General features: G+C 32.7%; 24 protein-coding genes. 12 read left to right on the top strand and 12 right to left on the bottom strand.

Annotated features, from left to right (window positions below; translation table 11 throughout):
• Positions 1-107 precede the first annotated feature (107 nt).
• A complete protein-coding gene (locus tag EAH81_RS18800) occupies positions 108-1,310 on the top strand; it encodes a tetratricopeptide repeat protein (protein WP_140510020.1) in 1,203 nt (400 codons plus the stop codon).
• A 98-nt stretch (positions 1,311-1,408) separates the two neighbouring features.
• Positions 1,409-2,443, top strand: coding sequence for an o-succinylbenzoate synthase (gene menC / locus EAH81_RS18795; RefSeq protein ID WP_140510018.1), 1,035 nt, complete (start codon positions 1,409-1,411; stop codon positions 2,441-2,443).
• 240 nt (positions 2,444-2,683) lie between these two features.
• On the opposite strand, the gene EAH81_RS18790 is transcribed toward menC, so the two are convergent.
• Both EAH81_RS18790 and EAH81_RS18785 read right to left on the bottom strand, forming a co-directional pair.
• Positions 2,684-3,238: a hypothetical protein gene (locus EAH81_RS18790; protein WP_140510016.1), complete on the bottom strand. Its 555-nt coding sequence runs from the start codon at positions 3,236-3,238 to the stop codon at positions 2,684-2,686.
• A 19-nt stretch (positions 3,239-3,257) separates the two neighbouring features.
• On the bottom strand, positions 3,258-4,169 hold the full coding sequence (locus tag EAH81_RS18785) for an OmpA family protein (protein WP_140510014.1): 912 nt from the start codon (positions 4,167-4,169) through the stop codon (positions 3,258-3,260).
• A gap of 200 nt (positions 4,170-4,369) precedes the next feature.
• Between EAH81_RS18785 and EAH81_RS18780 the strand changes: the two genes are divergently transcribed.
• Both EAH81_RS18780 and EAH81_RS18775 read left to right on the top strand, forming a co-directional pair.
• Entirely contained in the window at positions 4,370-4,843 is a 474-nt protein-coding gene (locus EAH81_RS18780) for a CYTH domain-containing protein (RefSeq protein ID WP_140510012.1), read from the top strand.
• A 5-nt stretch (positions 4,844-4,848) separates the two neighbouring features.
• Positions 4,849-5,814, top strand: a complete 966-nt coding sequence (locus tag EAH81_RS18775) for a YpdA family putative bacillithiol disulfide reductase (RefSeq protein WP_140510187.1) — start codon at positions 4,849-4,851, stop codon at positions 5,812-5,814.
• 177 nt (positions 5,815-5,991) lie between these two features.
• On the opposite strand, the gene EAH81_RS18770 is transcribed toward EAH81_RS18775, so the two are convergent.
• Together EAH81_RS18770 and msrA are read right to left on the bottom strand one after the other, a co-directional pair.
• Positions 5,992-7,560: a protein adenylyltransferase SelO gene (locus EAH81_RS18770; protein WP_140510010.1), complete on the bottom strand. Its 1,569-nt coding sequence runs from the start codon at positions 7,558-7,560 to the stop codon at positions 5,992-5,994.
• Between the two features lie 124 nt (positions 7,561-7,684).
• Complete coding sequence (msrA, locus tag EAH81_RS18765) at positions 7,685-8,218, bottom strand: peptide-methionine (S)-S-oxide reductase MsrA (RefSeq protein ID WP_140510008.1); 534 nt, start codon at positions 8,216-8,218, stop codon at positions 7,685-7,687.
• Between the two features lie 181 nt (positions 8,219-8,399).
• Here msrA and EAH81_RS18760 point away from each other — a divergent pair, with 181 nt between their 5' ends.
• From EAH81_RS18760 to EAH81_RS18750, 3 genes are all read left to right on the top strand, one after another.
• Positions 8,400-9,887 (top strand): aminotransferase class V-fold PLP-dependent enzyme, encoded by a 1,488-nt coding sequence (locus tag EAH81_RS18760; protein WP_140510006.1) that lies wholly within the window; start codon positions 8,400-8,402, stop codon positions 9,885-9,887.
• 220 nt (positions 9,888-10,107) lie between these two features.
• Complete coding sequence (locus EAH81_RS18755) at positions 10,108-10,974, top strand: helix-turn-helix domain-containing protein (protein ID WP_140510004.1); 867 nt, start codon at positions 10,108-10,110, stop codon at positions 10,972-10,974.
• Between the two features lie 480 nt (positions 10,975-11,454).
• Positions 11,455-12,060, top strand: a complete 606-nt coding sequence (locus tag EAH81_RS18750; protein WP_140510002.1) for an NAD(P)H-dependent oxidoreductase — start codon at positions 11,455-11,457, stop codon at positions 12,058-12,060.
• Between the two features lie 315 nt (positions 12,061-12,375).
• Here the strand turns inward: EAH81_RS18750 and EAH81_RS18745 are convergent, their stop codons facing one another.
• The 6 genes from EAH81_RS18745 to EAH81_RS18720 form a co-directional block, all read right to left on the bottom strand.
• The gene (locus tag EAH81_RS18745) at positions 12,376-14,118 is read right to left on the bottom strand and encodes an APC family permease (RefSeq protein ID WP_140510000.1); all 1,743 of its coding nucleotides are present in this window, start codon (positions 14,116-14,118) and stop codon (positions 12,376-12,378) included.
• Positions 14,119-14,263: 145 nt separating this feature from the next.
• Positions 14,264-14,734: a nuclear transport factor 2 family protein gene (locus tag EAH81_RS18740; RefSeq protein WP_140509998.1), complete on the bottom strand. Its 471-nt coding sequence runs from the start codon at positions 14,732-14,734 to the stop codon at positions 14,264-14,266.
• A gap of 50 nt (positions 14,735-14,784) precedes the next feature.
• Positions 14,785-15,306, bottom strand: coding sequence for a hypothetical protein (locus tag EAH81_RS18735; protein ID WP_140509996.1), 522 nt, complete (start codon positions 15,304-15,306; stop codon positions 14,785-14,787).
• A 9-nt stretch (positions 15,307-15,315) separates the two neighbouring features.
• Entirely contained in the window at positions 15,316-15,792 is a 477-nt protein-coding gene (locus tag EAH81_RS18730; protein ID WP_140509994.1) for a hypothetical protein, read from the bottom strand.
• 6 nt (positions 15,793-15,798) lie between these two features.
• On the bottom strand, positions 15,799-16,476 hold the full coding sequence (locus tag EAH81_RS18725; protein WP_140509992.1) for a peptidoglycan DD-metalloendopeptidase family protein: 678 nt from the start codon (positions 16,474-16,476) through the stop codon (positions 15,799-15,801).
• 12 nt (positions 16,477-16,488) lie between these two features.
• Positions 16,489-17,154, bottom strand: coding sequence for a spermidine synthase (locus EAH81_RS18720; RefSeq protein ID WP_140509990.1), 666 nt, complete (start codon positions 17,152-17,154; stop codon positions 16,489-16,491).
• 65 nt (positions 17,155-17,219) lie between these two features.
• Here EAH81_RS18720 and EAH81_RS18715 point away from each other — a divergent pair, with 65 nt between their 5' ends.
• Complete coding sequence (locus EAH81_RS18715) at positions 17,220-17,771, top strand: 1-acyl-sn-glycerol-3-phosphate acyltransferase (protein WP_140509988.1); 552 nt, start codon at positions 17,220-17,222, stop codon at positions 17,769-17,771.
• Between the two features lie 83 nt (positions 17,772-17,854).
• Here the strand turns inward: EAH81_RS18715 and EAH81_RS18710 are convergent, their stop codons facing one another.
• The gene (locus EAH81_RS18710) at positions 17,855-18,331 is read right to left on the bottom strand and encodes a helix-turn-helix domain-containing protein (protein WP_140509986.1); all 477 of its coding nucleotides are present in this window, start codon (positions 18,329-18,331) and stop codon (positions 17,855-17,857) included.
• Positions 18,332-18,643: 312 nt separating this feature from the next.
• On the opposite strand from EAH81_RS18710, the gene EAH81_RS18705 reads away from it, so the two are divergent.
• The 4 genes from EAH81_RS18705 to EAH81_RS18690 all read left to right on the top strand — a co-directional run bounded on the left by EAH81_RS18705 (position 18,644) and on the right by EAH81_RS18690 (position 23,578).
• Positions 18,644-19,798, top strand: a complete 1,155-nt coding sequence (locus EAH81_RS18705) for a M14 metallopeptidase family protein (protein WP_140509984.1) — start codon at positions 18,644-18,646, stop codon at positions 19,796-19,798.
• Between the two features lie 77 nt (positions 19,799-19,875).
• Positions 19,876-20,355 (top strand): Lrp/AsnC family transcriptional regulator, encoded by a 480-nt coding sequence (locus tag EAH81_RS18700; RefSeq protein WP_007805990.1) that lies wholly within the window; start codon positions 19,876-19,878, stop codon positions 20,353-20,355.
• Positions 20,356-20,445: 90 nt separating this feature from the next.
• Positions 20,446-23,031 (top strand): phosphoenolpyruvate carboxylase, encoded by a 2,586-nt coding sequence (locus EAH81_RS18695; protein WP_140509982.1) that lies wholly within the window; start codon positions 20,446-20,448, stop codon positions 23,029-23,031.
• Between the two features lie 31 nt (positions 23,032-23,062).
• Positions 23,063-23,578 (top strand): DinB family protein, encoded by a 516-nt coding sequence (locus EAH81_RS18690; protein WP_140509980.1) that lies wholly within the window; start codon positions 23,063-23,065, stop codon positions 23,576-23,578.
• 117 nt (positions 23,579-23,695) lie between these two features.
• Here the strand turns inward: EAH81_RS18690 and recQ are convergent, their stop codons facing one another.
• Entirely contained in the window at positions 23,696-26,020 is a 2,325-nt protein-coding gene (gene recQ / locus EAH81_RS18685; protein ID WP_140509978.1) for a DNA helicase RecQ, read from the bottom strand.
• Positions 26,021-26,024: the final 4 nt, after the last annotated feature.

Raw genomic sequence — 26,024 nt, 5'->3', positions numbered from 1 at the left:
GATTATTACGAAGAAATCACAAAAGAAGAAGCTGAAAAAAGAATTAAGGAAATGCTAAAAAATTAGGCTTGAAATTTGTACAAGATATTTAAACTAAATTTTATAAAATGAATTTAAAAAAAATTGCCCTATTTCTTTTTATTGCAGTTTCTTATAGCACGTACGCCCAAAAAGACGGCTATTGGGACAAAGAACGTTCTACAACAAAAGAAATTATAGTTTCCGCCCGCGACCGAATCCTCCTTAAAACCGAAGATCTACCCGTTGGAACTACCGAAATCGTGTACAGAATTACACTATTAGACGAGAATCAGCAAATGGCAAACAGTTTAGTTTCAGTACTAAAATCAATTCCGGATCCAACAGGAATCAGTCAGGGATCAGCAGGAGCAGTTTTTTTAATGTCTAAAATTTCTGGCGACGATACTTGTTCTTACGCGCTTTTTACTTCAAATGATAGTGCTAAAAAGTATATCGATGACGGAAAAACGGATAAAGCCTGTTACGCTCAGGAAGAACCTGTAAGCAAAGATGCAAAACGATTATCCCTTGATAAATCATCTTGTTTAGGAGATAATTTAAATACGATCTGGTTTGGTTTTCATAGCAAAAACTGGCTTCTCAATCAGAAAATAGTTTTAGAAGTGGTGCCTTGGGTTGACACAAAACTAAATCGCGGCTGGAATCAAGACAACAAAAACGAAATCATAAGTCTGTGCAAAACATCAACAATGGCTCAGAAAATGGCCAATTCTGATGATTTTTGTGTTTGTATCCTGGATAAAATCATGAAACAATATCGATACACAGAATTTCAGAAATTGTTACCAATTGAGAAAAACAAAGTATATAAAGATTTCGGAAACACTTGTTATAAAGATGCCGATATTTCTAAAAACGTTTTTAATGATTTAAGAGCACAAATCGCAGCTTTAATAAAAGCCCAAAAATATAACGAAGCGATTCCAAAGTTGAATACGATAATAAACGACGGGAAAGCAACCGCAGTAGATTATAGTTCTATTGGATATTGTTATATTTTGACCAAACAATATGCAAAGGCAATTAAATTCCTTAAAGAAGGCGAGAAACTTGATGATACAGAGCTATTGGTAAAACTAAATTTAGCGCATGTTTATTTGGTAAATGACGAATATAGCGAAGCAAAAAATATTTATAAAAAATACCAAACCCAAAATGTAACAGATAGTCTGAGCTGGAAAGAAAAAACAAAACAAGATTTTACAATTTTCCAAAAAGCAGGTTTACCATCAAAAGATTTTGAGAAAGTTTTAAACCTTTATAATTAAAAAATTCCACCATATAAGTTATATAAGTTCATTTAAATTAGATTACGCATAAAGCTAGACTTAAATTTTCTTATATAACTTATATGGTTTAAACAAACATGAAAGCAACTTACCATAAATACATGCTCGAGTTTAAGCGTCCTTCGGGAACTTCACGAGGCATTATGACCGAGAAAGAAACCTGGTTTATTGTACTTGAAGAAAATGGCAAAAAGGGAATAGGTGAGTGTGGAATTCTTCGTGGTTTGAGTGCTGATGATCGAGAGGATTACGAAGAAAAACTGCAATGGGCTTGCCAAAATATTCATTTGGGAGAAACAGCACTTTGGGAAACTTTATTAGAATTTCCTTCAATACAATTCGGGATTGAAATGGCGTTTTTATCTCTTAAAAGTGAGAATCCCTATTTGTTATTTCCATCCCATTTTACAAACAATTCAAAATCGATTGTTATAAACGGTTTGGTCTGGATGGGAGAAGCCGCTTTCATGAAAGAGCAAATCGAAGAAAAAATAGCCAATGGTTTTAAATGTGTAAAGCTTAAAATTGGCGCAATAGATTTTCAAAAAGAACTAGAATTATTACACTTTATCAGAAGTCATTTTTCTGCTGAAGAAATAGAAATTCGGGTTGATGCCAATGGCGCTTTTGCTTTAGATGAAGCTTTAGATAAACTGGAACAACTTAATAAATTCCAGTTACATAGTATCGAGCAACCCATTAAAAAAGGAAATATTAGCGCAATGACCGATTTATGTAGAAATACTCCGTTTCCAATTGCGCTGGATGAAGAATTAATTGAAGTATTTTCAGTAGAAGAAAAAGAAAAATTACTGCTTAAAATCAAACCTCAATACATCATACTGAAACCAAGTTTTGTTGGTGGATTCAGAGGAACTTCAGAGTGGATCAATTTAGCTAATAAGTATAATATTGGTTGGTGGATAACATCCGCTTTAGAAAGTAATATTGGATTAAATGCCATTGCACAATGGACATTTTTGCAAAATTCAGAAATGCCGCAAGGTTTAGGAACCGGAGCCCTTTATACGAATAATTTTGAATGTCCTCTTGAAGTTTCTCAAGGGCAATTGTGGTATAATACAACTAAAAGCTGGGATTCTACTTTATAAAAGCAGGTTCGTTCAAAGATTAAAAGGAACAAAGGTTCAAAGCAGCAAAGGTTTAAGAACTTTGGTTAATCTGCACTTTTTCCTAAAAAATTAAAAGCACAAAAAAACAAAGTTATAAAACCTTTGTCCTTCTGTGCTTCTGCATCTTTGAACCTTTTTTAAAGATTCGCAAAAGAATAAAAGATGCAAAACAACCAAAGCCTTAGAGCCTTTGTTACTTTGCACCTTTGAACCTATTTTTTATTCTTTTCCACCTGTTAAACTTTCTTGCAGGTCTTTCAGCTCTTGCCATTTACCCTCGTACGCAAGTAAAGCTTGTCTTGCCCACGTGCTGGGATTATGAATTGCATAATTTTCACCGCCTCCGTCTAAAATAGATTGAAGTTTTTCAGTAGAAGCTTGAGAAAGCTCATACCAGGTTTTGATTCCGGCATCATTAAACAAAGCTTCAATTTTTGGTCCGATACCTTCGACAATTTTCAAGTCATTCTCTTTTATTTTCTTGCCGTAAAAAGTTGCAGCCAAGGCACCGTCAAAAAGTACAGATGGAGCAACTACTGCTGCAAAAGATTGCGGAGCTGACGCCGAAATTTTAGATTTCGCTGCTAAATCAGCCTCTAAAGAAGCAATTTTAGCATTCAAATTTCTTGTATTTGCTTTACAAGCATCTAAATCAGCTTGTAATGATAAAGCAAGCGAATCATCTCCTTTAGAATTCATTTTTCCTAATAAGTAACCTAAAATTCCACAGATTAACCCCACTAGCGCAGGTATTAAGATACAAGGTATATTCATAATAGTATATTTTGATTAATTATTTGATTGTAATAACAGTTCTCCTGTTGTTTGCTTTGCCTTCGGCAGTAGTATTTTCGCCAATAGGTTCGTCCGGACCTTTTGATTCTGTTGTAATACGCGTGCTTTCAATACCATTTTTAGACAAATAGTTTTTAGAAAATTCGGCACGTTTTTGTCCAAGAACAACATTAGAATCACGATTTCCAACATTATCACTATGTCCAACAGCCAGAATAACAGCATCTTTAACATGCTCCATATATTTTACTAAATCAGCTACTTTTTGTTTCTCAACGTCCGTCAATTTATCACTGGATTTATTGGTATTGAAATGTAGAATTAGCGGATCGCCATTAATTTTCTCTTTCAGAATACCCCATTCATCAGTGGCAGCCGGAGTTGCTTCTAATGCAGCAAATTTATATTCGGCAGGACCAAAAAGCGTGTCTGCATTTGTTTTCCATTTATCAATCACTTCTCCTTTTGTGTCAAACTGAGTATCAGATAAACCTTTGGAAACAAAGTACTTTTTAATATCATTTGCCCTCGCCAGACCAAGATTTTCAAAAGTTGTCGTATTAGTTTCGTCAGAAGTAGCATAACCGGTTATGGTAACTTTTTGCTTAGGATTTGCAATCAAAAATGTTTTAAGATTTCCGATTCCAATTGATACAGAATCACTAACAGGCAGAATTACTGCAAAACTGTTTTTAAGGAACTTGATGTTATCATTGGTGTGATAATCAATTCCGGAACCATTTAGAATAAAAGGGACAATATTATCGTCCTGCACCGTAGCAACAGGTACTTTTTCAGTATCGACCGCTGGTGTTTTCATAGTACAATTGCAACAGAATTTTACATACAAAAAGGTACCTAAAATAATTGTTATTGCAATGCCTAAAAGATAAAGTGCTTTTTTCGACATAGGTGATGAAGTTAAGATTCTATCAAATTTAACAAAAAAATAGATACAGAACGTATTAAGAATTAGTTATTTTTTATTGTACACTTCTTATTATGAGATTGTTATGTGGTTAGAAACAAATTAAGAATGGAATCTAAAAACACAATTACAAACAAGATTAAATTGAGTAACTTGCATTAAAAAATTAATTTAGACATAAAATGGTCGAAATAGAAAGAAAGTTTCTTGTGAAATCAGAAGATTTTAAAGAACAGGCTTTTACCCAAAACAGGATAGCTCAGGGATATTTAAGTTCTGTGCCGGAAAGAACTGTCAGAGTTAGAATTAAAGGCGAAAGAGGCTTTATAACGATAAAAGGAATTGGTCATCATGGAGGAATTACTCGTTTTGAATGGGAAAACGAAATTCCGCTTGGCGAAGCTCAGGAATTACTTAAATTATGCGAAAAAGGCAAAATCGAAAAAACTCGTTTTGAAATAAAATCCGGAAAACACACTTTTGAAGTGGATGAATTTTATGGAGAAAATGAAGGCTTAATAATGGCTGAAATTGAATTAGAATCGGAAACAGACTCTTTTGAAAAACCGGATTGGTTAGGAGAAGAAGTAACAAATGATCCGCGATATTATAATGCCTATTTGAGTAAAAATCCTTTTAAATTTTGGAAGAAATAAAAGTTATGAAAGAGTATGATTTGATTATTGTGGGTGGCGGTCCTATTGGATTGGCATGCGCAATTGAAGCCCAAAAGAAAAATTTAAAGTACTTAATTATAGAAAAAGGCGCCATTGTAAATAGTATTTTCAACTATCCTTTGTATATGACTTTTTTTTCGACAGCAGAAAGGCTAGAAATTGGTGACATTCCGTTTAATTGTCTGGCACCAAAACCGGGACGTCAGGAAGCACTGGAATACTACAGAAATATTCATCGTTATTTTAATTTTTCAATTCATTTATTTGAAAAAGTAACTGAGGTTAAAAAAAATGAAGATTCATTTTTTTTAGTTACAACAGATAAAGCTTCTTATAAGGCTAAAAACGTTGTAATTGCAACAGGTTTCTATGACATTCCGATACAAATGAACATTAAAGGAGAGGAATTACCCAAAGCACGTCATTATTACAAAGAAGCGCATGAATATGCTTTTAGAAATATATTAGTTGTAGGAGCTAATAATTCTTCTGTAGATGCAGCTTTAGAATGCTGGAGAAAAGGGGCAAATGTAACAATGGTAATTCGTAAAAACGAAATTAATAACAGGGTTAAATATTGGGTAAAACCCGATATCGAAAACCGAATCGCAGAAGGAAGTATTAAAGCTTATTTTGAATCGAATATTACTGAAATTCGGGAAAATGAAGTAGAGATAGAAACTCCAAATGGAAAAGTAATCATTGATAATGATTTTGTTCTGGCATTAACCGGATACAAACCAAATTTGATTTTCCTTGAAAAAATGGGAATCAAATTATCTGAAGATGAGTTAAAAACGCCTGATTATAATCCTGAAACTATGGAAACTAATGTTGAAGGTTTATTTCTTGCAGGAGTAGTTTGCGGTGGAATGCATACGCACAAATGGTTTATTGAGAATTCCCGCATTCATGCGAATATGATTGTCGATTACATTACTTCGAAATAGAAAAATTTGCCACAGATTTTTTTTAAGTTAGCCGCGAATTTCACGAATTTTCACGAATTTTTGTTGTCAGTTCGAGAGGTCGGCAACACTTTACGCGCATTTCGACTTCGCTCAGTGTGAGATTCTATTTCAATAAAAAAAATTTGTGAAAATTTGTGAAATTTGTGGCAAAAAAACCTAAGAACTACAAGAAAGCATCGAACAACCTACTTTAGATCGAGCCCAATCCGGTCGTTTTGCAAACCATTTTTCGAATTCCGGTTGTTCTTCGTATGGTTTTTGTAACAATAAAAACAATTCATTTATCAAAGAATAATCACCTTGATCAGCAGCGTCAATTGCTAGTTGAGACATATAATTCCTTAACACATATTTAGGGTTAATAAGATTCATTTTCTCGGCACGAGCATCATCTGAAAGATCTTCAACTTTTAATCTCTCCAAATAGACCGAGAACCATTTTGTCCAGGATTCCAGGATTTCTAGCGAAATTTCTTCAGGAATATAAAAAGCATTCTGAATTTTTTTCATTGCTTTTTCAACTGAATCCAGTTTCTGAACTTTACTTAAATTCCTGAAAAATATTGTCATATCAGTTTCTGATACTTGCAAAACAGTTTCTAAATTGGTCATTAAAGCACTATCAGTTTCAGTTGAAGTAAATAATCCTAATTTACTTAAAAACATTGTTTTATAGTCAGTATTAAAATCTGTAATAAACGATTCAAGTATATCTTCCAGAGGTTTAGCTTCATTAATTAACGGATAAATTGCATTTGCCAATTGATATAAATTCCATTGTGCAATCTGAGGCTGATTTCCAAAACGGTATCTTCTATTTTGACTGTCAGTAGTATTTGGAGTCCAATTTGGATCGTAATTTTCTAACCAGCCATAAGGACCATAATCAATCGTAATTCCGTGAATCGACATATTATCTGTATTCATCACGCCATGCACAAAACCAACACGTTGCCAATGCAAAATCATTTCGCGGGTTTTATCTGCAACGGTTTTAAAGAATTTTAAATACTGTTCTGTTGGTTCTCCTTTTATTTCAGGAAAATAATGTTTGATAGTGTACTCAATAAATTGTTTTAGATTTTTGAGTTCATTTCGCGCTGTCAGCATTTCAAAACTTCCAAAACGGATAAATGATGGGGCAACGCGACAAACAATAGCACCTTTTTCGTAAGCAGGATTTCCGTTGTATAAAATATCACGCAAAACTTCATCTCCGGATAACATTAGCGAAAGCGATCGGGTAGTGGGAACACCCAAATGATACATTGCTTCAGCACATAAATATTCTCTAACAGAAGAGCGTAAAACCGCTAAACCATCGGCTGTTCTTGAATATGGCGTTTTTCCGGCGCCTTTTAACTGAAGTGTGAAAAATTGATTTTCATGTTCAACTTCTGTCAAATTTATAGCGCGGCCATCGCCCAATTGTCCCGCCCAATTTCCAAATTGATGTCCCGCATAACACATGGCATACGGACGTGTTTCCGGAAGAATTTCTTTACCCGAAAACACATTCAAAAAAGATTCTGATTGAATTTCATCAGGTGTTATCCCAACCAATTGTGCAACTTCTTCTGAAGCATGAATTAGTTTTGGACTGGATGGTTTGGTTGGATTTACATAAGAAAATAGTGCATTCTTAACCTGACGAACTTCATTAGTTTCATCCGGATCTGCAGGCAATTCGGAAGTAAATCTGTTATTTATTTTTAAATTTTTCATTGTAGTTTTTATTTTTTAGCCACAGATTATTTAAATTAAAAGATTCTTTTTTAATCTTTATCAGATTTACAAGTAAGTAAGGAAAATCATTCTAATCCTTCTAATCTGTGGCAAAAACTTTTATTTAATCAACCAGTTTATCTGCGTACATTTTTTTCAGTTTCTGTACTTTCGGATCAATTACGATCTGGCAGTAACGTGCATCCTGATTGTTGTTGTAATAATTTTGATGATCTTCTTCTGCTTCATAAAACACTTCAAAAGGAGCTATTTCAGTTACGATCTTATCATCATAAAAACCTTTTACTTCTTCAAAAACCTGTTCTGCAATTGTTTTTTGTTCGGCATCATGATACAAAACAATCGAACGATATTGCGTTCCAACATCTGCGCCCTGACGATTTAAAGTTGTTGGATCGTGACTTGTCATGAATATGAAAACTAAATCATGATATGAAATTATGTCAGGGTTAAAAGTAACTTGTATAACTTCGGCATGACCAGTTCTGCCAGTGCAAACCTCACGGTAAGGAGGATTTTTAATAAACCCGCCTGAATAACCTGATTTTAAGGATTCTACACCTTTTAAACGCTGAATTACAGCTTCAATACACCAAAAACATCCACCACCAAAAGTGGCTACTTGTAAATTTTCCATAAAATACTTTTGTTTAAGTTCCATTGCCCCATTAATCCGATAGAATATTATGATAAATTATCAACAAAACAACAATTAAAATAAAGATACCAAACGGTTCTGTAATGTTTGAAGTTTACAATTGATAAATTCGCAATTCTATAAAAAAGCAATATATTTGCAATCAAACTCAGGCACACTAATGAATAGCAAAAATAATACCATCACTTTAGAGACCTATTTTCAGGATTTTAGACAACATATTGTTGGGGTTAACCAGGATTTTACCTCTCCTTATGGCAAAAAAAAGATTGTTTATACAGACTGGACTGCCAGTGGACGCTTGTATCGCCCTATTGAAGAGAAACTTTTGAACGAATTTGGACCTTTTGTAGCCAATACACACACAGAAACAACTGTGTCAGGTACTGCCATGACAAAAGCGTACCATCATGCAAGAAACATTATTAAGCGTCATACTAATGCCAACAATGATGATGTTTTAATTACTGATGGTACCGGAATGACTGGTGTTGTCAATAAATTTCAACGAATTTTAGGTTTAAAAATTCCTGAAAACTTAAAAAATTTTACAAATATTCCTATAGAAAAAAGACCAATTGTTTTTATTTCACATATGGAACATCATTCTAATCAAACCTCTTGGTTAGAGACTATTGCAGATGTTGAGATTATTCCGTCATGCGAAAAAGGACTTTTTTGTCTGGATAATTTGGCTTTATTATTAGAAAAACATGCTGACAGAACGATTAAAATTGCTTCTATAACTTCCTGTTCAAATGTTACGGGTTTAAAAACTCCGTTTCATGAAGCTGCAAAATTAATGCATCAACATAATGGGGTTTGCTTTGTAGATTTTGCCTGCTCCGGGCCTTATGTAGAAATTGATATGCATCCTGAAGATCCTGAAGCTTATTTAGACGCTATTTTCTTTTCACCGCATAAATTTTTAGGAGGTCCCGGAACTTCGGGAGTTTTGATTTTTAATAAAAAATTATACAATAATATGATTCCTGATTGTCCTGGCGGAGGAACAGTAAGCTGGACAAATCCATGGGGAGAACATAAATATGTAGACAATATTGAGGATCGCGAAGATGGCGGAACTCCCGGTTTCCTGCAAGTTATTAAAACGGCTTTGGCAATTGAACTTAAGGAAGAAATGGGAATTGAAAACATCTTACAGCGCGAGCATGAGATTGTTGATTTTGTTTTTAATGAATTAGATCCTGTTTCGAATATCAAAATTCTGGCTGGTCAACATAAAAATCGTTTGGGTGTAATTTCTTTTTTTATTGAAGATCTTCACTTTAATTTAGGTGTAAAATTACTGAATGATAAATTCGGGATTCAAACCAGAGGAGGATGCAGCTGTGCCGGAACTTACGGACACTTTTTGTTACACGTCGATCAGGAAACTTCGAATAAATTGGTTGATGAGATTACGATTGGTGATTTAATCAAAAAACCGGGATGGATCAGAATGTCTATTCACCCAACAACTACTGATAAAGAAATTGCTTTTGTTTGCGAGAGCATCAAGGATTTAGCTCAAAACCACCAATCATGGGCTTTGGACTATTCTTATAATAAAAACACAAACGAATTTATTCATAAAAATGCAAATTCATTTGAAAATGAATTAGTTGCGGGATGGTTTAAAAGCTAGTTTGGTTTTTTAACCACAAAGTTCACTAAGATTTTATCTTACAATATATTTATAAAAACACAAAGTTCGCAAAGCTGATTCAACACAAAGCTTTGCGAACTTTGTGTTTTTATAAAACCCCATTAAGGAAAAAACTTTGTGTGCTTTGCGGTAAAAATCAATCAGTTTGTTGTTTTATAATTTTTTTTCTAACCTTTGTCAATATTAACCATACTGCAAAATGATAATCTTTAAGGATTTTGAATCGTTTAACGAATATGTCGGATTAAAAAAGCCAATCGATAATGATATCGATATTGGTTATTATGATTCTATAAACATGCGATCACAATCTGAGCCAGTTAAAGCTGATTTCTATCGTATTTCTATAAAGATGGATTATACGGATAAAACATTAGCCGTTCCGAAACCTATAACAGCTATTTTTTTCAGCAGTCCTGAAATGCTAAACGGATGGAATGTTGAACCGAATTATACAGGAATGTACGTTCAGCTTTCTAAAAAGATTATTGAGGAAAACAGGTTTTTATTCAAAACGTATCTTGATTACGGACAACACGAAGCTTTGTATTTGACAGAAAGTGAGGTAGAAGAAATAAGCACACTTTTTGGTTTGATGTATAAATATTATAAAAGCGAGAAACAAGATTTTGGTGTTTTACTTTCTTATATTAATGTATTGATTTCTGTAGTTGAAGCTTTTTATAATAGACAATTTTCTACAAACCCAAAACAGTACAATCGCATTGTTATGGATTTTCAACAAAGTTTAAAAGATTATTATAATCAGCCCGTTAATCAACTACCAAATGTTCAGTATTTTGCTGATCAATTGGGTTTGACTCCAAATTATTTGGGAGATATCATTAAACATTTCACAAACAAATCGGCTCTTGAGAATATTCATGAATTTGTGATTAAAAAAGCAAAAGAATTATTAGAAAAAAATAATTCAATGAATAATACGCAAGTAGCTTATGAATTGGGTTTTGAGTATCCTAATTATTTTTCGAAGTTTTTCAAAAAACAAGTCAATTTGACTCCGAAAGAATTTCGGGAGCAAATAAAAAGCAATAATTTTTACTAATTTGTTCCATCGGAACATTTCAGTGGTAGAATAAAAATAGATTGGGAGTAATATCGTCCTGTAAGGACGTTTGACAAATTGTGTGTCTAATCTGTATGTATTTTTTCCGTTATTATTTATAAAATCAAACGTTCCTACGGAACGTAAAAAATGCTGCATTTATTTGACTACCGATGAGATGTTCCGATGGAACAAAAAAACAAAAAAATATGTATCTTAAATAATGATATTGTCCTTAACAACCTGTTACATTTGGTTTTATCTTAACTTAATGACATTGCCCGACGTTTCCGGATCGGGAACAGTTATGTGTTAAGAAACATGTTTTTTTTTACACTCTGCTATAGATCCAAAATCTATGTTTCTATGTGTTAGTTTTTTTTGCTATAAGTAATTTGTTTCTTTTTTAATGGTAGTTTGTCTCTTCGTTCCCGACGATCCATTTTTACTTTTGCTTGGTAGAAAATAGAAAATATTAAAATGGAAAAACAGAAGAAAGTATTACTGATTAATACGCATTTAACTTACCCAAATTGGACCGAAGGAAAATTAAACAACACTTTTATCGAAGTTGCAAAGCATTTTTTTGAAGCCAAAAATTATGAGGTTCTCGAAACAAAAGTAGAAAAAGGATACAACGCTGATGAGGAAGTTGAAAAACATTTAAGCGCCGATATTGTTATTTTGCAAACTCCGGTAAATTGGTTTGGCGCGCCCTGGATTTATAAAAAGTACACGGACGAAGTTTTTAATAGTGGATTGCACAGTCAAAAATTTCTTTCTGGTGACGGACGTACAAGAGATGATTTGAGCAAACAATATGGAAGCGGCGGAAAATTGCACGGAAAAAAGTTTATGATTTGTGCAACGTGGAATGCTCCGGAAGAGGCTTTTGGAAATCCATCTCAACAATTTATGCAAGGAAAGACAACTTCAGATTTGTTTTTGAATCTTTCAAGTAGTTATCGTTTTTGTGGTTTTGATATTTCACAGGATTACAATTGCTTTGATATTTTTAAAGGCGGAACTATAGAAAATGATCTTGAAAATTATCCGAAGCATTTAGCTAAAGTTTTTAATTTGTAAGGGAAATTTAACCACAGAGTTCGCTAAGGTTTTTATCTTATATTACGTTTAGAAAACACAAAGTTCACAAAGCTAGTTCAACACAATCCCGATAGCTATCGGGATTGCGAACTTTGTGTTTTTTTATAAAACCAGGTAAGCAAAAAAACTTTGCGCGCTTTGTGGTAAAAATTAATCTGGATTGCAGACTCCTTTTATTACTATAGTTCTAATTTAGCCCCGATAGAGCCGGTATCCTTTGAGAGGAACGAACAAAGATATAGGCGAAAGCGGGACTTCTGGTCTTAAAAAACAAATTGTTCTGCTTCTAAAAAATTACATAATCAATCGGACACCGCCAAGATCTGCAACTCTGTAAGAGAATTTATTTCCGGGAGAACCTATAAACATGAAGTTTTTAGGGATTTTCCATTTTGTAGAAAGTTCATCAATCATCTCAGGGCCAAAAACGCCTTGTATTTCGAGATATTCGATATCGATGTCATCATAAGCGCGATCCAGAACCTCGAGATCTTTAATTAATGCTTCGTTGTTTGTACCGTCACTTTTTACATGGACAATTTTTAATTTCTTTGTAGTTTCATTATTTTCAACATATTGCAAAACTTTGTTCAGAATTGCTATATCATCGCCTTTGGTAAAAAAGACAAACTCCTGCGCATTAATCTCGACACTCATTTTCTGTAAATAGCGATTGCTGACAATAACAAATCTGCGGAGTGGCTGGTAGAAATATTCTAAGGCTTCGATCAGGAGTTTTATTAAAATGACACGATTAAGCATGATTCCGATAAAAAGTAAGGAAGGAACCATGTATTTCAAAAAGGTATAAAATGCATTTATGTTTAGTTTCATGTTTCCAAGGAAAGCAGCGATAATAAACAAAACTGCGATTACGACTGCAATACCTTTTGCACGCTCAGGTCTTGGTAGTTTACTTCGTTTGAATTTTAGCAATAAATTACCAATTCCGAATAATGCCATTACTGCCAAAAACGAAAAGGTATAAACTCCTGCTAAGGATTCTAAATGTCCGCTTGTGGCAAAAAGAACTGAAATACATAAAACCAGAAAACTAATTACGATACGATAATGTGAACCTCTTTTGTTTTGTTTTAGAAAATAATTTGGAAGAATTCTATCCAATGTCATTCGGTTTAATAATCCTGAAACTCCAACGAATGAAGTCAATACAGCTCCGCATAAAACTAAAACTGCATCTATAGAAATTAACCACGCCAGCCAGGATCCTCCGGTGGTTTCTCCTAAATAAGCCAAAAGGGATTCTTTATGTTCACCAACTTCTGTTAAGGGAATTACACTAATAAGTAAAATAGCAATTACAGGATTAAAGAAACTAACAATTGCCCACATATTTCTCAGCGTTTTTGGAAAAACGCCATGTTCTTGTTCTTCAACAAAATTGGCTGAACTTTCGAAACCTGAAATTCCAAGCATTGCAGCAGAAAACCCAAGAAAAAGTGCCGTTTTGATATTTCCGTAAGCGATTGGAGTTTGCCAATTGATATGAAAAGTTTCTAAGCCATTATTCAAAACGAACCAAAGTGAAGCCAGAACGAGTAAGCTTAATGTTGCCAAATGAGTGACAAAAATAATTACGGCTACAAATGCAGATTCTCCAATTCCGAGAATGGCAAGTCCCGTAAATAGTATCAAAACAATAACTGTTGCAATGGTTACATTTAAGGTTTCGAAAATACCGTGTAAATAATGCATTCCTTCTGAGGCCGAAATTACGGCTGTTGCCATGTAGGACAAAACGGTTAATGTCGCCGCTAAAGAAGCCAATCTTTTAGTAGAAGTATTCAATAAAACATTGTAAGCGCCACCATTTAAAGGAATTGCGCCAACAACTTCGCCATAAATTTTTCTAAAAAGGAATAATACTACTGCAACAATCAATAATGAAATCCACGCATATTGACCAGCATATAAAATAGTTAGTGCCGAAACATATAAACAGGAAGAGCTTATATCGTTTCCGCAAATTGCCGTTGCTTGTAATTGATTTAATTTTTTGTGTACAATTTCTTTCATGGATATCCAAGATTAAAACACGATTAACTCAACAAAATGTAGAAACAGACAAGCAAATTCTTAAAATAAGGCAGGTAGATTGAATAGGACTAAAAATGTATTTTAGCTAATGTGTTGTGTATTTAGAATATCCAATTTAAGAAAATTATTTGGATTCCTCAAATTTTTTCAGGGAGGATAATGCTTGTTCCTGAACTTTATTCTGGAAAAAACCTGTCCAGCCTAACAAATATCCAGCCGGACCAAAAGCTTGTTTGGACCATTTCCAGACATCAAAACTATCTGTATGCTTGATAATTAAACCATCTTGAAATGCAAATTCGGCAGCGATCTTATTGATTACTTTTCGGTTTGTTTTGCTAAAATTATAAGTAGCAACCCAATTTGCCGAGCCAAAAAACTCATCAGCTTTAACATTTGAAAATTCAATTTTAATGTTGCCTTTGCTTTTTAAAATCAACATTTCCCACATTCTGGAAACTTGTTCTTCTTTTAATAAACCAAAAGCCGGGTCAACAAAATGAATTTTTGGATGGTAACATTCACTCATTGTTTTTGCGTCGGCATTTGCAAAAGCAGTGTAAAATTTTGTAATTAAAGCTTCGTTGGCATTCATAGAAAAAGAATTAGATTATAAATATAAGATTTATTTTATTAAAGACCTTATTATAAAATACTAATTTCTTTTGCGGTATCATATGACTTTTTTGACTTGTCGTATGCAGTAGAAAAATAATTCATTTTGTTTTTTGCCGTAAAATGTCCGGTTTGATTTCCAAAAGTATCCGGACCTCCTGCAATAATAAAACGAATCGCATAAATATCGGTTTTTCTCAACTTTGCAAATTCAGCAGGCGTGAAGTAATAATACGCCGAAGTTTTACCATCTGCAGTTTCTTTTACATTTTTATCTGTGCAGGCAATTACATCGGCATTAGCCAAATCTATATATACGCCTCCGGCAATTCGTGCTTTGTCATTGGCAGTTGCGACAGTCAATTTTAAGATTCCACCTTTATCTGTTTTTGCAATTTGAACATTTGTTTCGCCGGTAAAGGCATATTTTTCACAAATGAAAGTATAATTTTGCGTTGCAGGAAAAGGTTTTGAGTTTACAATCATTTTTTCCTGCGCATTTGCAAAACCAGAAATTAGCAATAATACAAGCAGCGGTAGTCTTAAATTCATAGTTTTAGTTTATTGATCTGTTATTTTTGAATCAAATTTTTCATCCCAATCCATTGATTTTATTGCCGAAATCAAGTTATCCTCGTTTACAAAAACACGTAACTCTTTATTAGCCACCTTTTTGGTGTACAAAGCATGATATCGATATATAACTTCTTGTTTGGTTTTGTAAACGCCATCTAATTTTAAATCAATAAAACTTCCATAATATTGTCTAAATCTTGTACAGGTTTTAGTCAATCTTTCCTCGGTCGTATTTTCTCTAACAGACTGCGTTACTTCAGTTTCATTAAAAGGTTTAAACTTTGACGTATTGCAAGTTTCTAAAACTCTTTTGCCCAATTCGTACGCTTTTCTCTGTTGATTCGCGTCAATTTCGGCACCAGAAACTTTCTTTACTTTTAAATCTTCTGTATCTCTGGTAATGGTTTTGGATTTACATCCAATTAATAACAACAAACATATAATCAATCCTGCTTTCTTCATAACTATTTAAGTAATTTTTAATAATAAGTTAGGGTCGGGACAGTTTTCTATATAAAAATTAAGGTCATTTGTATTGCAGACTCCGGGATAATCTCCCCAATATTCTTCAATATTTTTTATAATTTGAAAGTGTACATGAGGTGCATAATCCCCGTTAACATCTGAATTTCCTAAAGTCGCAATTTTTTCGCCTTTTTTAAATAATGTCCCAACGGTTAGGTTTTCTATACTTTCTAACGATAAATGTCCGTATAAAGTATAAAAAGTTTCATTTTCAATTTCATGTTCCAAAATAATCGTTGGACCATAATCGCCCAAACCTACGTTGTTTTTGAAACTATGTACTTTTCCGTCAAGCGGAGCCAGCACTGCGGTATTGGCTTTTGTCCACAAATCGAGACCAATATGAATGTTGCGTTCGGGAATAGAATCGTTTTTAAAAATGGTACTTCTCTGATACAAAGTCCGTCCTTCGATATATCCGCCAAAAGCAACTTCGGCATTATTTTTTTCAAGATAATTTGAAATAAAACGCTCAAATTCTGCAGCGTTTTCAGGCTTAGATTCAACTAATTCCTGGTTGGTAACGGATAAATCTAAAGCGATGTATTTAGAAAAATGGATACTTGAATCAATTACTTTAGTAGGTGATAAGGTTTTTAAAATAGAGGCAAGAGGTTTCATAAAATTTTAAATTTAGGCAACTTTTTCAATTATTATTAATTCGTTATGAACTTCAATGCGGGGCAGCATTTTTGAAGTAAATAATTTGGGGTTAATTTCTGAAATGTATTTTCTGTTTCTAATATTATGCGCTTCGTCAAGAATCATGGTATTGAACAAAACAAAACCCTGATCTTTTAGAAGGGAGCAAACACGTTCGCTAAAAAACTTCTCGAACAAAAAGTTCGGCATATGAATGTCTTCAAAAATATCAATAATTATCAAATCATACTTCTCTTTTGTTTTTAAAACAAATTCAAACGCATCATCAATAATTATATCCAATTGTTTTATTTGATTAAGGTTAAAATATTCGTTTGCGATCTGAATCATCTCTGAGTCAATCTCGACACCGGTAATTTTACCTTTATATTTAACTTCATCAACTAATGTTTTTATCACGCTTCCGCCGGCAACACCAAGCAATAAAACATGATCCATTTTTAAAACTGCATTATATCCAATATTTCTAAGCCCATACCTTAATATACGCTGCAAACTTCCATAAGAATAATTTGTGTTTTCAGAGTCTAAAACCAATTCACCATTTGCCCATGTAACCTCGATTATTTTGCTTCTGGCAGATTTTTTTTTGAATATTTTTATAGGAATTAGGTAACTGAATAACTTTTGAATCATTTTATAGGCTTTTACTCAAAATTACCACTTTAAATCTTTTATTTTGCATGAAAAAATAAATTTTAATGAAAAAACAATTGTACAAATTCATCTTTTTTAAGCTAATGGGCTGGAAGATAGTTGGAATTGAAAATGCTGAAGTGAAAAAATGTGTACTAATGGTGATGCCGCATACCAGTAATCATGATTTTTATTTAGGAATTTTTACCCGCGGAATCTCCGGATTGGAAATGAACTGGGTTGGAAAAAAGGAATTGTTCAAGTTCCCTTTTGGATATTATTTTCGAAGCGTAGGAGGTGAACCTTTAGATCGCTCAGGCGGATTGAATAAAGTCGACTCGATTGCTGCGATTTTTGATCGAAAAGAAGTTTTTAGACTGGCAGTCGCAACCGAAGGAACCCGTAAAGAAGTGAAAGAAATAAAAACAGGATTTTATTATATAGCGCTTAAAGCAAACGTACCAATTGTTCCGGTTGCATTTGATTGGGGTAAAAAGGAAGTTAATTTTGGAAAACCATTTTTCCCAACGGGTGATTATGAAGCCGATTTACAAGTTCTGAAAAAACATTATGAAGAAGTGATAGGTAAAATTCCTCAAAATGGGTTTCAATTGTAAATTTTCGATAATTTTTCAATTACGTGAGAATCTTTTAAATGAAAAATAATTTTTAAAATTCTCAAATAATCAATTTTTATAGATCATGGGACATATGCCTTAAATGTCCCATTTTTATAAAAGATAACTATTTTCTCAATTTCACCTTCTTCTGATCTCAAATTTTGATTTTTTATTTCTGGTGAATATCTTGTTTGTGATTTTTCTTCTTCCTTCTTATTAATTTCAGAAAACAAATCTCCAGCTGCAAAATTTTCATTTAGCGAAGTAGGAGCATTCTGTTTTTCAATTTCTAATGATTCATAATTCTTCACATTACTATTTTCTTCTTCAATTTTAGGAAAACTTCCTTTACCGTTTAGAATCCAATAGAGATCTACATCAGGAAAAACGTCCAGAATTTTTAGCACAAAATCTAAGCTTGGCTTGTTTCTTCCCGAAAGGAGGTGAGACATACTTGAGCGTTGTACACCAATTCTATCTGCAAAAGAAGAGGCATTCAAACCATAATAATCCAGTATAATTTCCAGTCTTTTTACAAAATCATCGATGTTTACCATTGTAAATTATTTTAATTGATTCCTATGTTTACAAATGTAATTAAAAAGGATTGTATAACCTATTTTACAGATGTAAATTTGGTTTATTAGAGAATTAATAAAGAATAATAGCTTTAAGTAACGGAATTTAAATGATTGAAATACAGAAGTTTGAAATTTACTATTTAAAGTAATAACATTTGTTAACTACAATAGAATCAAGCACTCCTTATAGTGCCAAATTATTGTTTACATTTCTAAATTCTAGCAATTTTCAATTGTTTACAATTGTAAAAATAAAGATGTTTACTTTTGTAAACTAATCAAAAGACAATGAATTTAGAAGAATTATTTAGCCAATACAAAGAACATTCCATAGAAGGTCGTTACCTGACTTTAGACCATATTCAACCTTTATTAGATAAATTAAATACGAATAATCAAGTCAAAATTATTGGTACATCTGTTTTAGGAGAACCTATATATAGTTATGAAATTGGTACCGGAGAAACACGTATTTACCTTTGGTCACAAATGCACGGAAACGAAAGCACAACTACAAAAGCGTTGTTTGATTTCATTAATGTACTAAACAGCGGATCTGAATTTGCAGAAAAACTGCTTAAAACCTTTACTTTTTACAGTATTCCGATATTAAATCCTGATGGAGCCAGACTATATACACGTGAAAACGCTAACAAAATTGATCTAAATCGAGATTCTCAAAACTTAACACAGCCCGAAAGTAAGGTTTTAAGAGAAGTTTTCGAAAACTTTAAGCCTCATTACTGTTTTAACCTTCACGATCAGCGAACTATTTTTGGAGCTGGAGAAACTGGAAAACCAGCAACGGTTTCGTTTTTAGCACCTTCTTATAATGAAGAAAGAGACATTAATGAAAACCGATTAAAAGCTATAAATGTGATCGCAGGAATCAATGATGTTTTGCAAAAATACATTCCGGGACAAGTTGGCCGCTTTGATGATTCGTTCAATATCAATTGCATAGGAGATACTTTTCAATTTCTGGGAGTACCAACAATCTTGTTTGAAGGTGGTCATTTCCCGAATGATTATGATAGGGAAATCACCCGAAAACTCCTATTTTTCTCACTAATCACAAGTTTTAAACTGATCGGCGAAAACGATTTAGTTGATAATAGAATTCATGATTATTTGAATATTTCACAAAATAAAGTCGTTTTTTATGATTTTATGTATAAAAATATCAAAATAAATTATGATGGTATCGAAATTATTACGAATTTTGTCGCACAATACAAAGAAGAATTGATTGAAAATAAGATTCATTTCAACGCTTACATAGTTGAAGTAGGCGAGTTGGAAAATTATTTTGGACATTATGAATACGATGCAAAAGGAGCACTTTATTCTGATGACTTTACAAATTTTCCGAAAATGAATCAAAAAGCAGATTTTTGTTTAGATAAAAATGTTAAATTTGTTAACGGATTGATAAAAAGTTAATTTTTATGTGAATTTGTTGTTTTTTATATATATTTTTATACTTTGTAATAGCAATTAGTAATATTAATTAAAGAATTATGAGTAAATTTCGTTTAGATGAAGTAGATCACCAGATTTTAGATATGTTAATAGACAATACGAGAGTTCCGTTTACTGACATTGCAAAAAAACTATTGATTTCTGCTGGAACAGTACATGTTAGAGTAAAAAAAATGGAAGACGCCGGAATAATAATGGGCTCTTCATTGGCCTTGGATTACGATAAATTAGGGTACTCATTTATTGCTTATGTTGGTGTATTCCTTAATAATACGTCTCAAACTAAATTTGTACTAGAGCGCATCAATCAAATTCCTTTCGTTACAGTTGCTTCTGTAACTACTGGTAAATTCAATATTTTTTGCAAAATTAGAGCAAAAGATACTAAGCACGCAAAAGAAGTTATCTTTATGATTGACGATATTGAAGGTGTTTACAGAACAGAAACAATGATTTCATTAGAAGAAAGTATAAACGATAAGAAGCGTTTGATGCATACTATTTTTAAAAATATGTAATATTTTCTTGAATGCTATATTTAAATATAACCTCAAGTTTATTCTTGGGGTTTTTTTATGACTAATTAACCAACCAACTACAACGCAATTATGTACACGTTACCCAAAATTGAGCGTTTTAATCAAGATGTTCTCTCTAAATATCACATTTATAATAGTGTTTTTATAACATTACCATTTGATTCTATTGATAATACCGGAGTTTTACTTCCTTTATTTACAGAAACTTGCGAAACGGGGTTTAAAAAACAAGAAACACCAAAAGAGATCTTCGATTTCTTTTCTAATAAATACTTAAATAATGCCTCTGAGACTGAAAAAATCGACTTAATGTTTCGATTTATTCAGTACATAGAACGTCAAATTGTACTTTTTGATGCTATTGAAGATGCTGCTTTTCCAGTTGTTAATAATATGGAAGGCCGTGGATCTTTGCGCGATATTAAAGAAAAATCAGATGCTAAGGAGAAAGATGAGGAATTACTCGAATTTCTTGAAAATTTTAACGTTAGAACTGTTTTAACAGCACATCCAACACAATTTTACCCTGGTCCGGTTTTAGGGATTATTAATGATTTGACTGATGGTATTCGTTCGAATGATTTATTAAAAATAAAACAATTATTAGCGCAATTAGGTAAAACGCCTTTTATTCAAAACGAAAAACCAAATCCTTATGATGAAGCGGTTTCTTTGATTTGGTATTTAGAAAATGTGTTTTATGCAACTTCCGGAGAAATAGTTCATTATTTGCAGAAAAATATCCATGAAGGAAAGGCTATCCAGAATCAATTAATCAAACTTGGATTCTGGCCTGGAGGAGATCGCGACGGAAATCCATTTGTTACAACTGAGATTACTTTAAAAGTTGCAGACCGTTTGCGTACTTCTATTTTAAAGTGTTATTACATCGAAATGAGAAGTTTAAAACGTAAGTTAACTTTCTCAGGAGTAGATACTTTAGTATCAGAACTTGAACATAAACTTTATCGTTCTGTGTTTTATTCTAAAGGTGAAATTTATATCACTTTAGAAGAATTGTTATCGCAATTAAATAAAATCAGAAATATTATTATTGAGAAACATCAGTCATTATACTTAGATGAATTAGAAGCTTTCTTAGTAAAAATTAATCTATTCGGATTCCATTTTGCTACTTTGGATATTCGTCAAAATAGTAAAATTCATGATGCTGTATTTAAAGATGTAGTGAATTATTATCTAAATTCAGGTTCGGAAATATTCCCTGAGAATTATTTTGAATTGTCTGAATCAGAAAAAATTGAAGTTTTATCAAAAGTAAAAGGAGAATTAAATCCAGATGACTTTAATGATGAAATTACAAAATCAACATTGGAATCTGTACAAGCAATAAAAACGATTCAGAAAGCAAACGGTGAGTCTGGAGCAAATCGCTACATTATTAGTAATAATGAAAGTGCATTGAACGTGATGGAAACATTTGCGATGATTCGTTTGAATAATTGGGAAAATCCTACTGTAGATATTATTCCGCTTTTTGAATCCGTTGATGATTTACAAAAAGCACATGAAATCATGGAGCAATTGTATACAAATCCTGAATATTCTAAACATCTTGAAGCAAGAGGAAATAAACAAACAATTATGCTTGGTTTCTCTGACGGAACTAAAGATGGTGGTTATTTGATGGCAAACTGGAGTATTTATCAGGCAAAAATAGCTTTGACTGAAATTTCCAGAAAATATGGCATAAAAGCAATTTTCTTTGATGGTCGTGGTGGACCTCCAGCACGTGGAGGAGGAAAAACACATAAGTTTTATGCGTCTCTAGGACCAAAAATAGAAAATAACGAAATTCAGATTACTGTACAAGGACAAACTATTAGCTCTAATTTCGGTACTTTGGATTCTTGTCGTTATAATATAGAAAATTTACTAAGTGCGGGTGTAACAAACCAAGTTTTTAGTAAAGAGAAAAATGAATTATCTACTGAAGAAACTGCAATTTTAACACAATTAGCCGGTTTAGGATATGACAAATATTTGAGTTTCAAAAATCACCCGAAATTCATTCCGTACTTAGAAAAAATGAGTACGTTGAAATATTATTCGAAAACTAATATTGGAAGCCGTCCATCAAAAAGAAGTAAATCAGAACAATTGGATTTTGCAGATTTAAGAGCAATTCCATTTGTAGGTTCATGGAGTCAGTTGAAACAAAATGTACCCGGTTTCTTTGGAGTTGGATCTGCCTTAAAATATTTCGAAGAAAGTGGTCAATGGGATAAAGTTTATGATTTGTATCACAATTCTTTATTCTTTAAAACCTTGCTTGAAAACAGTATGATGTCTTTGGCAAAATCATTTTTCCCACTTACAGCATACATGAGAAAAGATCCTGAGTTTGGAGAATTTTGGCAAATTATCTACGATGAATTCTTAGAAACAAAACGTCTATTGCTTAAAATTGCCGATCATAAAACGTTAATGGAGAATTATCCTGATGGTATAGCATCTATCCAAGTAAGAGAACGTATTGTGCTGCCACTCTTGACAATACAACAATATGCTTTATTAAGAATTAATGAATTAAATAAAGAAAACAGTACGAACGAGGACCTGATCAAAGTATATGAAAAGATCGTTACAAGATCACTTTTCGGAAATACGAATGCGAGTAGAAATTCAGCATAATAAAATTATAATATAAAAAAAGTTATAAAAAATGAATGCAGATCAATTAACAGAAAATGAATATTCAGGCGGATTTACTAATTATATTAAAGAAGCCGGAAATGTAAATTTATTTGAAGAACTAGAAATCTCTTTGCATGATTTTATAAAATTTGTTCAAAATATTCCATTGGATAAATTTGATTATCGTTACGCAGAAGGAAAATGGACTATTAAGGACATTACTCAGCATATCATGGATTGCGAGCGTATTTTTGCTTACCGCGCTTTGCGATTTTCCAGAAATGACAAAACACCTTTGCCAAGTTTTGAAGAAGACGATTATGCAAATAGTACAGATTCAGGAAGCAGAAGCATTCAAAGTTTGTTGACTGAACTTTCGGCTTTAAGACATTCTAATTTATTGTTTTTTAAAAGTTTATCTGAAGAGCAATTAAAAAGAATTGGTACTGCGTCTAACAATCAAATTTCTGTTCGTGCTTTGGGATTTGTAATTATCGGACATCAAAAGCATCATCAAAAAGTTTTTGAAGAGAGGTATTTATAACTTTCTAATCAATATAAAAAAATCCTGTGAAGTAAATTTCACAGGATTTTTATTTTACTGATGATTTATAATTTCTCCTAAGCCGAAAATGAAAAAAAAAAAAAAAAACCGAGAAAATTATTTTTTCAATTCTAATTTTTTCAATCTGGAGTTTATTGCGCCTTCATTTCTTCCTAACAAAAGCGCTATTTCTTTCACTTTCTTTCCTTGATAAAAATTATGAACAAGATCTGAATCTTCCTCTGGACTCCATTTTTTATAGGCTTCAGGATTTTCTAATCTTTTCTCATCCACTGAATATGCTTTAATTTTTAGCTTTTCATCGTCATTTTTGTGCCTTTCAAGAAAAGCTAATCCAAAGCGAATTTTGTCATAAGATAATTTTTCTTCAAAATGATCATAATAAGGTTTCAACGCTGTAGGATATTCAAGTTCTACTTGTGCTTTGTGTAATTGTTTAACTTCTGCATCAGAAACAAATTGGCTTAAATCTAAATCTTCACCATCTACATATAGTTTTGCTAAATGTGAAACAATTGTTGTTTGTCCTAGATTTCGCTGTCCGGCAATTTCTTCAATACTGTTACCGTCTTTAAAAAGTGCTAAAGTTGTTTTATAAGTGTTGCCTTCTTTTTTTGGTTTAGATTTGGCCTTTTCTTGTTTTACCTTTTCATAATAAACAATTGCATCTATAAACTCCTGACCATATTTTTCAAGCTTGGCTTTACCAACACCATCAATGGCAAGAAATTCTTCGTCGCTCATAGGTCGCAATGTTTCCATTTGCCTTAAGGCAGCGTCACTAAAGATTACATATGCCGGAACTTCTTCGTCCTTTGCGATTTCATAACGCAATTTTCGAAGTATTTCAAAAAGAGAACTTTTTGCGGCTTTAGTTTTTGTTTCTTTAATTTCTGTTTTATCAATTACTTTTTTGACAACAGTTGTCAATTTTACTTTTTCTCCTTCAAACAAAACTTTTTTCGCAAAAGGAGTTAGTAAAATTTTATTGTGCTGATGAAAGGCAATTTCTAAATATCCAAGATTAATTAACTGAATCAAATATTGATTCCAGTCGTACCACGAAGTGTCAATGCCAATTCCGTACGTTTTTAAGCTTTGATAATTTTTTTCGTAGATATACGCGTTTCTCGAGCCGCGTAAAAAATCTACAATTACTGCCAAAGGTTCAGATTGTTCTAATCGTGTAATTGCCGACAATGCTTTTTGCGCGAGAATCGTACCATCGAAAAAAGTTGGAGGTTTTTTGCAAATATCGCAGTTTCCGCAATTCTCCTTAACCAGTTCGCCAAAATACGAAAGCAAAATTTTTCTTCGACAGCTTAATGCATCTGCATATTGCTTCATTCTTTCTAACTTTGCCAGCTGAACATCTGAGTTCAATCCTTCAGAGGCAAATTTCTGAAGTTGAATCACATCAGCATAACTTTCGAATAAAACGGTTTCTGCAGGTAATCCATCACGACCGGCACGACCAATTTCCTGATAATATCCCTCTATATTTTTAGGCAAATTATAATGAATTACCCATCGAACATTCGATTTGTCAATTCCCATTCCAAAGGCAATTGTAGCGCAGACTACCTGACAATCATCATTTATAAATTCATCCTGAGTTTTTGCACGAAGTTTATTATCCAAACCAGCGTGATATGCTTTAGCCTTAATGCCCGTTTTTTGTAATTTTTCAGCAAGTTCTTCAGTCGTTTTTCGACTTAAGCAATAGATAATTCCAGATTCATTTGGTTTCTTTTCGACAAAATCAATAATTTGTTTTACACGATCCAGCGCCGGACGAACTTCCAAACTTAAATTTTTCCTATCAAAAGAAGCAACAAATGTCTTTGGATTCTTTAATTTTAATTGTTTTGTAATATCTGTACGTGTCGCTTTATCGGCAGTTGCAGTCAATGCCAGAACTGGAGTAGAAGGGAAGCGGCTTTTTAAATACCCCAAATTGGTATATGCGGGACGAAAGTCATGTCCCCAAGACGAAATACAATGTGCCTCGTCAATCGCAATTAAACTGATTGTCAACTCATTAAATACAACATCTAAATAAGACAAGCTTTCCGGAGCAATATATACAAGTTTGAATTTGTTCGATTTTAAGTTATCGATATAAAATTGCTGTTCTTCACTACTTTGGCTGCTATTAATATAACAGGCATGAATTCCGTTAGTTTTTAAACTATCGACCTGGTCTTTCATTAAAGCGATTAATGGAGAAATAACGATAGTAATTCCTGGTAAAACTAATGCAGGTAATTGAAAACAAATCGATTTTCCTCCACCTGTTGGCATAATTGCCAAGGTATCCTGACCGGAAAGAATTGTATTTATAATCGTTTCCTGATTTGGTCTGAATTTTTCAAACCCAAAATTTTCTTTTAGTTTGGCGTGTAATATTTCTGAGGTCATTTGG

The sequence above is a fragment of the Flavobacterium pectinovorum genome (assembly GCF_006438875.1).
GTDB classification, from domain to species: Bacteria; Bacteroidota; Bacteroidia; order Flavobacteriales; family Flavobacteriaceae; genus Flavobacterium; species Flavobacterium pectinovorum_A.
The sequence above is the reverse complement of the archived record's forward strand: the minus strand, read 5'-3'. Positions and strand labels throughout refer to the sequence as shown.

What these genes read in the sequence shown, in the direction of transcription:
- EAH81_RS18755 (WP_140510004.1), top strand. Translation starts at nt 10,108, where the DNA reads ATGATAATCTTTAAGGATTTTGAATCGTTTAACGAATATGTCGGATTA.
- EAH81_RS18750 (WP_140510002.1), top strand. Translation starts at nt 11,455, where the DNA reads ATGGAAAAACAGAAGAAAGTATTACTGATTAATACGCATTTAACTTAC.
- EAH81_RS18730 (WP_140509994.1), bottom strand. Translation starts at nt 15,792, where the DNA reads ATGAAGAAAGCAGGATTGATTATATGTTTGTTGTTATTAATTGGATGT.
- recQ (WP_140509978.1), bottom strand. Translation starts at nt 26,020, where the DNA reads ATGACCTCAGAAATATTACACGCCAAACTAAAAGAAAATTTTGGGTTT.
- EAH81_RS18735 (WP_140509996.1), bottom strand. Translation starts at nt 15,306, where the DNA reads ATGAATTTAAGACTACCGCTGCTTGTATTATTGCTAATTTCTGGTTTT.
- EAH81_RS18740 (WP_140509998.1), bottom strand. Translation starts at nt 14,734, where the DNA reads ATGAATGCCAACGAAGCTTTAATTACAAAATTTTACACTGCTTTTGCA.
- EAH81_RS18775 (WP_140510187.1), top strand. Translation starts at nt 4,849, where the DNA reads ATGAAAGAGTATGATTTGATTATTGTGGGTGGCGGTCCTATTGGATTG.
- EAH81_RS18720 (WP_140509990.1), bottom strand. Translation starts at nt 17,154, where the DNA reads ATGATTCAAAAGTTATTCAGTTACCTAATTCCTATAAAAATATTCAAA.
- EAH81_RS18760 (WP_140510006.1), top strand. Translation starts at nt 8,400, where the DNA reads ATGAATAGCAAAAATAATACCATCACTTTAGAGACCTATTTTCAGGAT.
- EAH81_RS18725 (WP_140509992.1), bottom strand. Translation starts at nt 16,476, where the DNA reads ATGAAACCTCTTGCCTCTATTTTAAAAACCTTATCACCTACTAAAGTA.
- EAH81_RS18690 (WP_140509980.1), top strand. Translation starts at nt 23,063, where the DNA reads ATGAATGCAGATCAATTAACAGAAAATGAATATTCAGGCGGATTTACT.
- EAH81_RS18785 (WP_140510014.1), bottom strand. Translation starts at nt 4,169, where the DNA reads ATGTCGAAAAAAGCACTTTATCTTTTAGGCATTGCAATAACAATTATT.
- EAH81_RS18700 (WP_007805990.1), top strand. Translation starts at nt 19,876, where the DNA reads ATGAGTAAATTTCGTTTAGATGAAGTAGATCACCAGATTTTAGATATG.
- EAH81_RS18800 (WP_140510020.1), top strand. Translation starts at nt 108, where the DNA reads ATGAATTTAAAAAAAATTGCCCTATTTCTTTTTATTGCAGTTTCTTAT.
- EAH81_RS18745 (WP_140510000.1), bottom strand. Translation starts at nt 14,118, where the DNA reads ATGAAAGAAATTGTACACAAAAAATTAAATCAATTACAAGCAACGGCA.
- EAH81_RS18715 (WP_140509988.1), top strand. Translation starts at nt 17,220, where the DNA reads ATGAAAAAACAATTGTACAAATTCATCTTTTTTAAGCTAATGGGCTGG.
- EAH81_RS18705 (WP_140509984.1), top strand. Translation starts at nt 18,644, where the DNA reads ATGAATTTAGAAGAATTATTTAGCCAATACAAAGAACATTCCATAGAA.
- EAH81_RS18790 (WP_140510016.1), bottom strand. Translation starts at nt 3,238, where the DNA reads ATGAATATACCTTGTATCTTAATACCTGCGCTAGTGGGGTTAATCTGT.
- EAH81_RS18695 (WP_140509982.1), top strand. Translation starts at nt 20,446, where the DNA reads ATGTACACGTTACCCAAAATTGAGCGTTTTAATCAAGATGTTCTCTCT.
- EAH81_RS18770 (WP_140510010.1), bottom strand. Translation starts at nt 7,560, where the DNA reads ATGAAAAATTTAAAAATAAATAACAGATTTACTTCCGAATTGCCTGCA.
- msrA (WP_140510008.1), bottom strand. Translation starts at nt 8,218, where the DNA reads ATGGAAAATTTACAAGTAGCCACTTTTGGTGGTGGATGTTTTTGGTGT.
- EAH81_RS18780 (WP_140510012.1), top strand. Translation starts at nt 4,370, where the DNA reads ATGGTCGAAATAGAAAGAAAGTTTCTTGTGAAATCAGAAGATTTTAAA.
- EAH81_RS18710 (WP_140509986.1), bottom strand. Translation starts at nt 18,331, where the DNA reads ATGGTAAACATCGATGATTTTGTAAAAAGACTGGAAATTATACTGGAT.
- menC (WP_140510018.1), top strand. Translation starts at nt 1,409, where the DNA reads ATGAAAGCAACTTACCATAAATACATGCTCGAGTTTAAGCGTCCTTCG.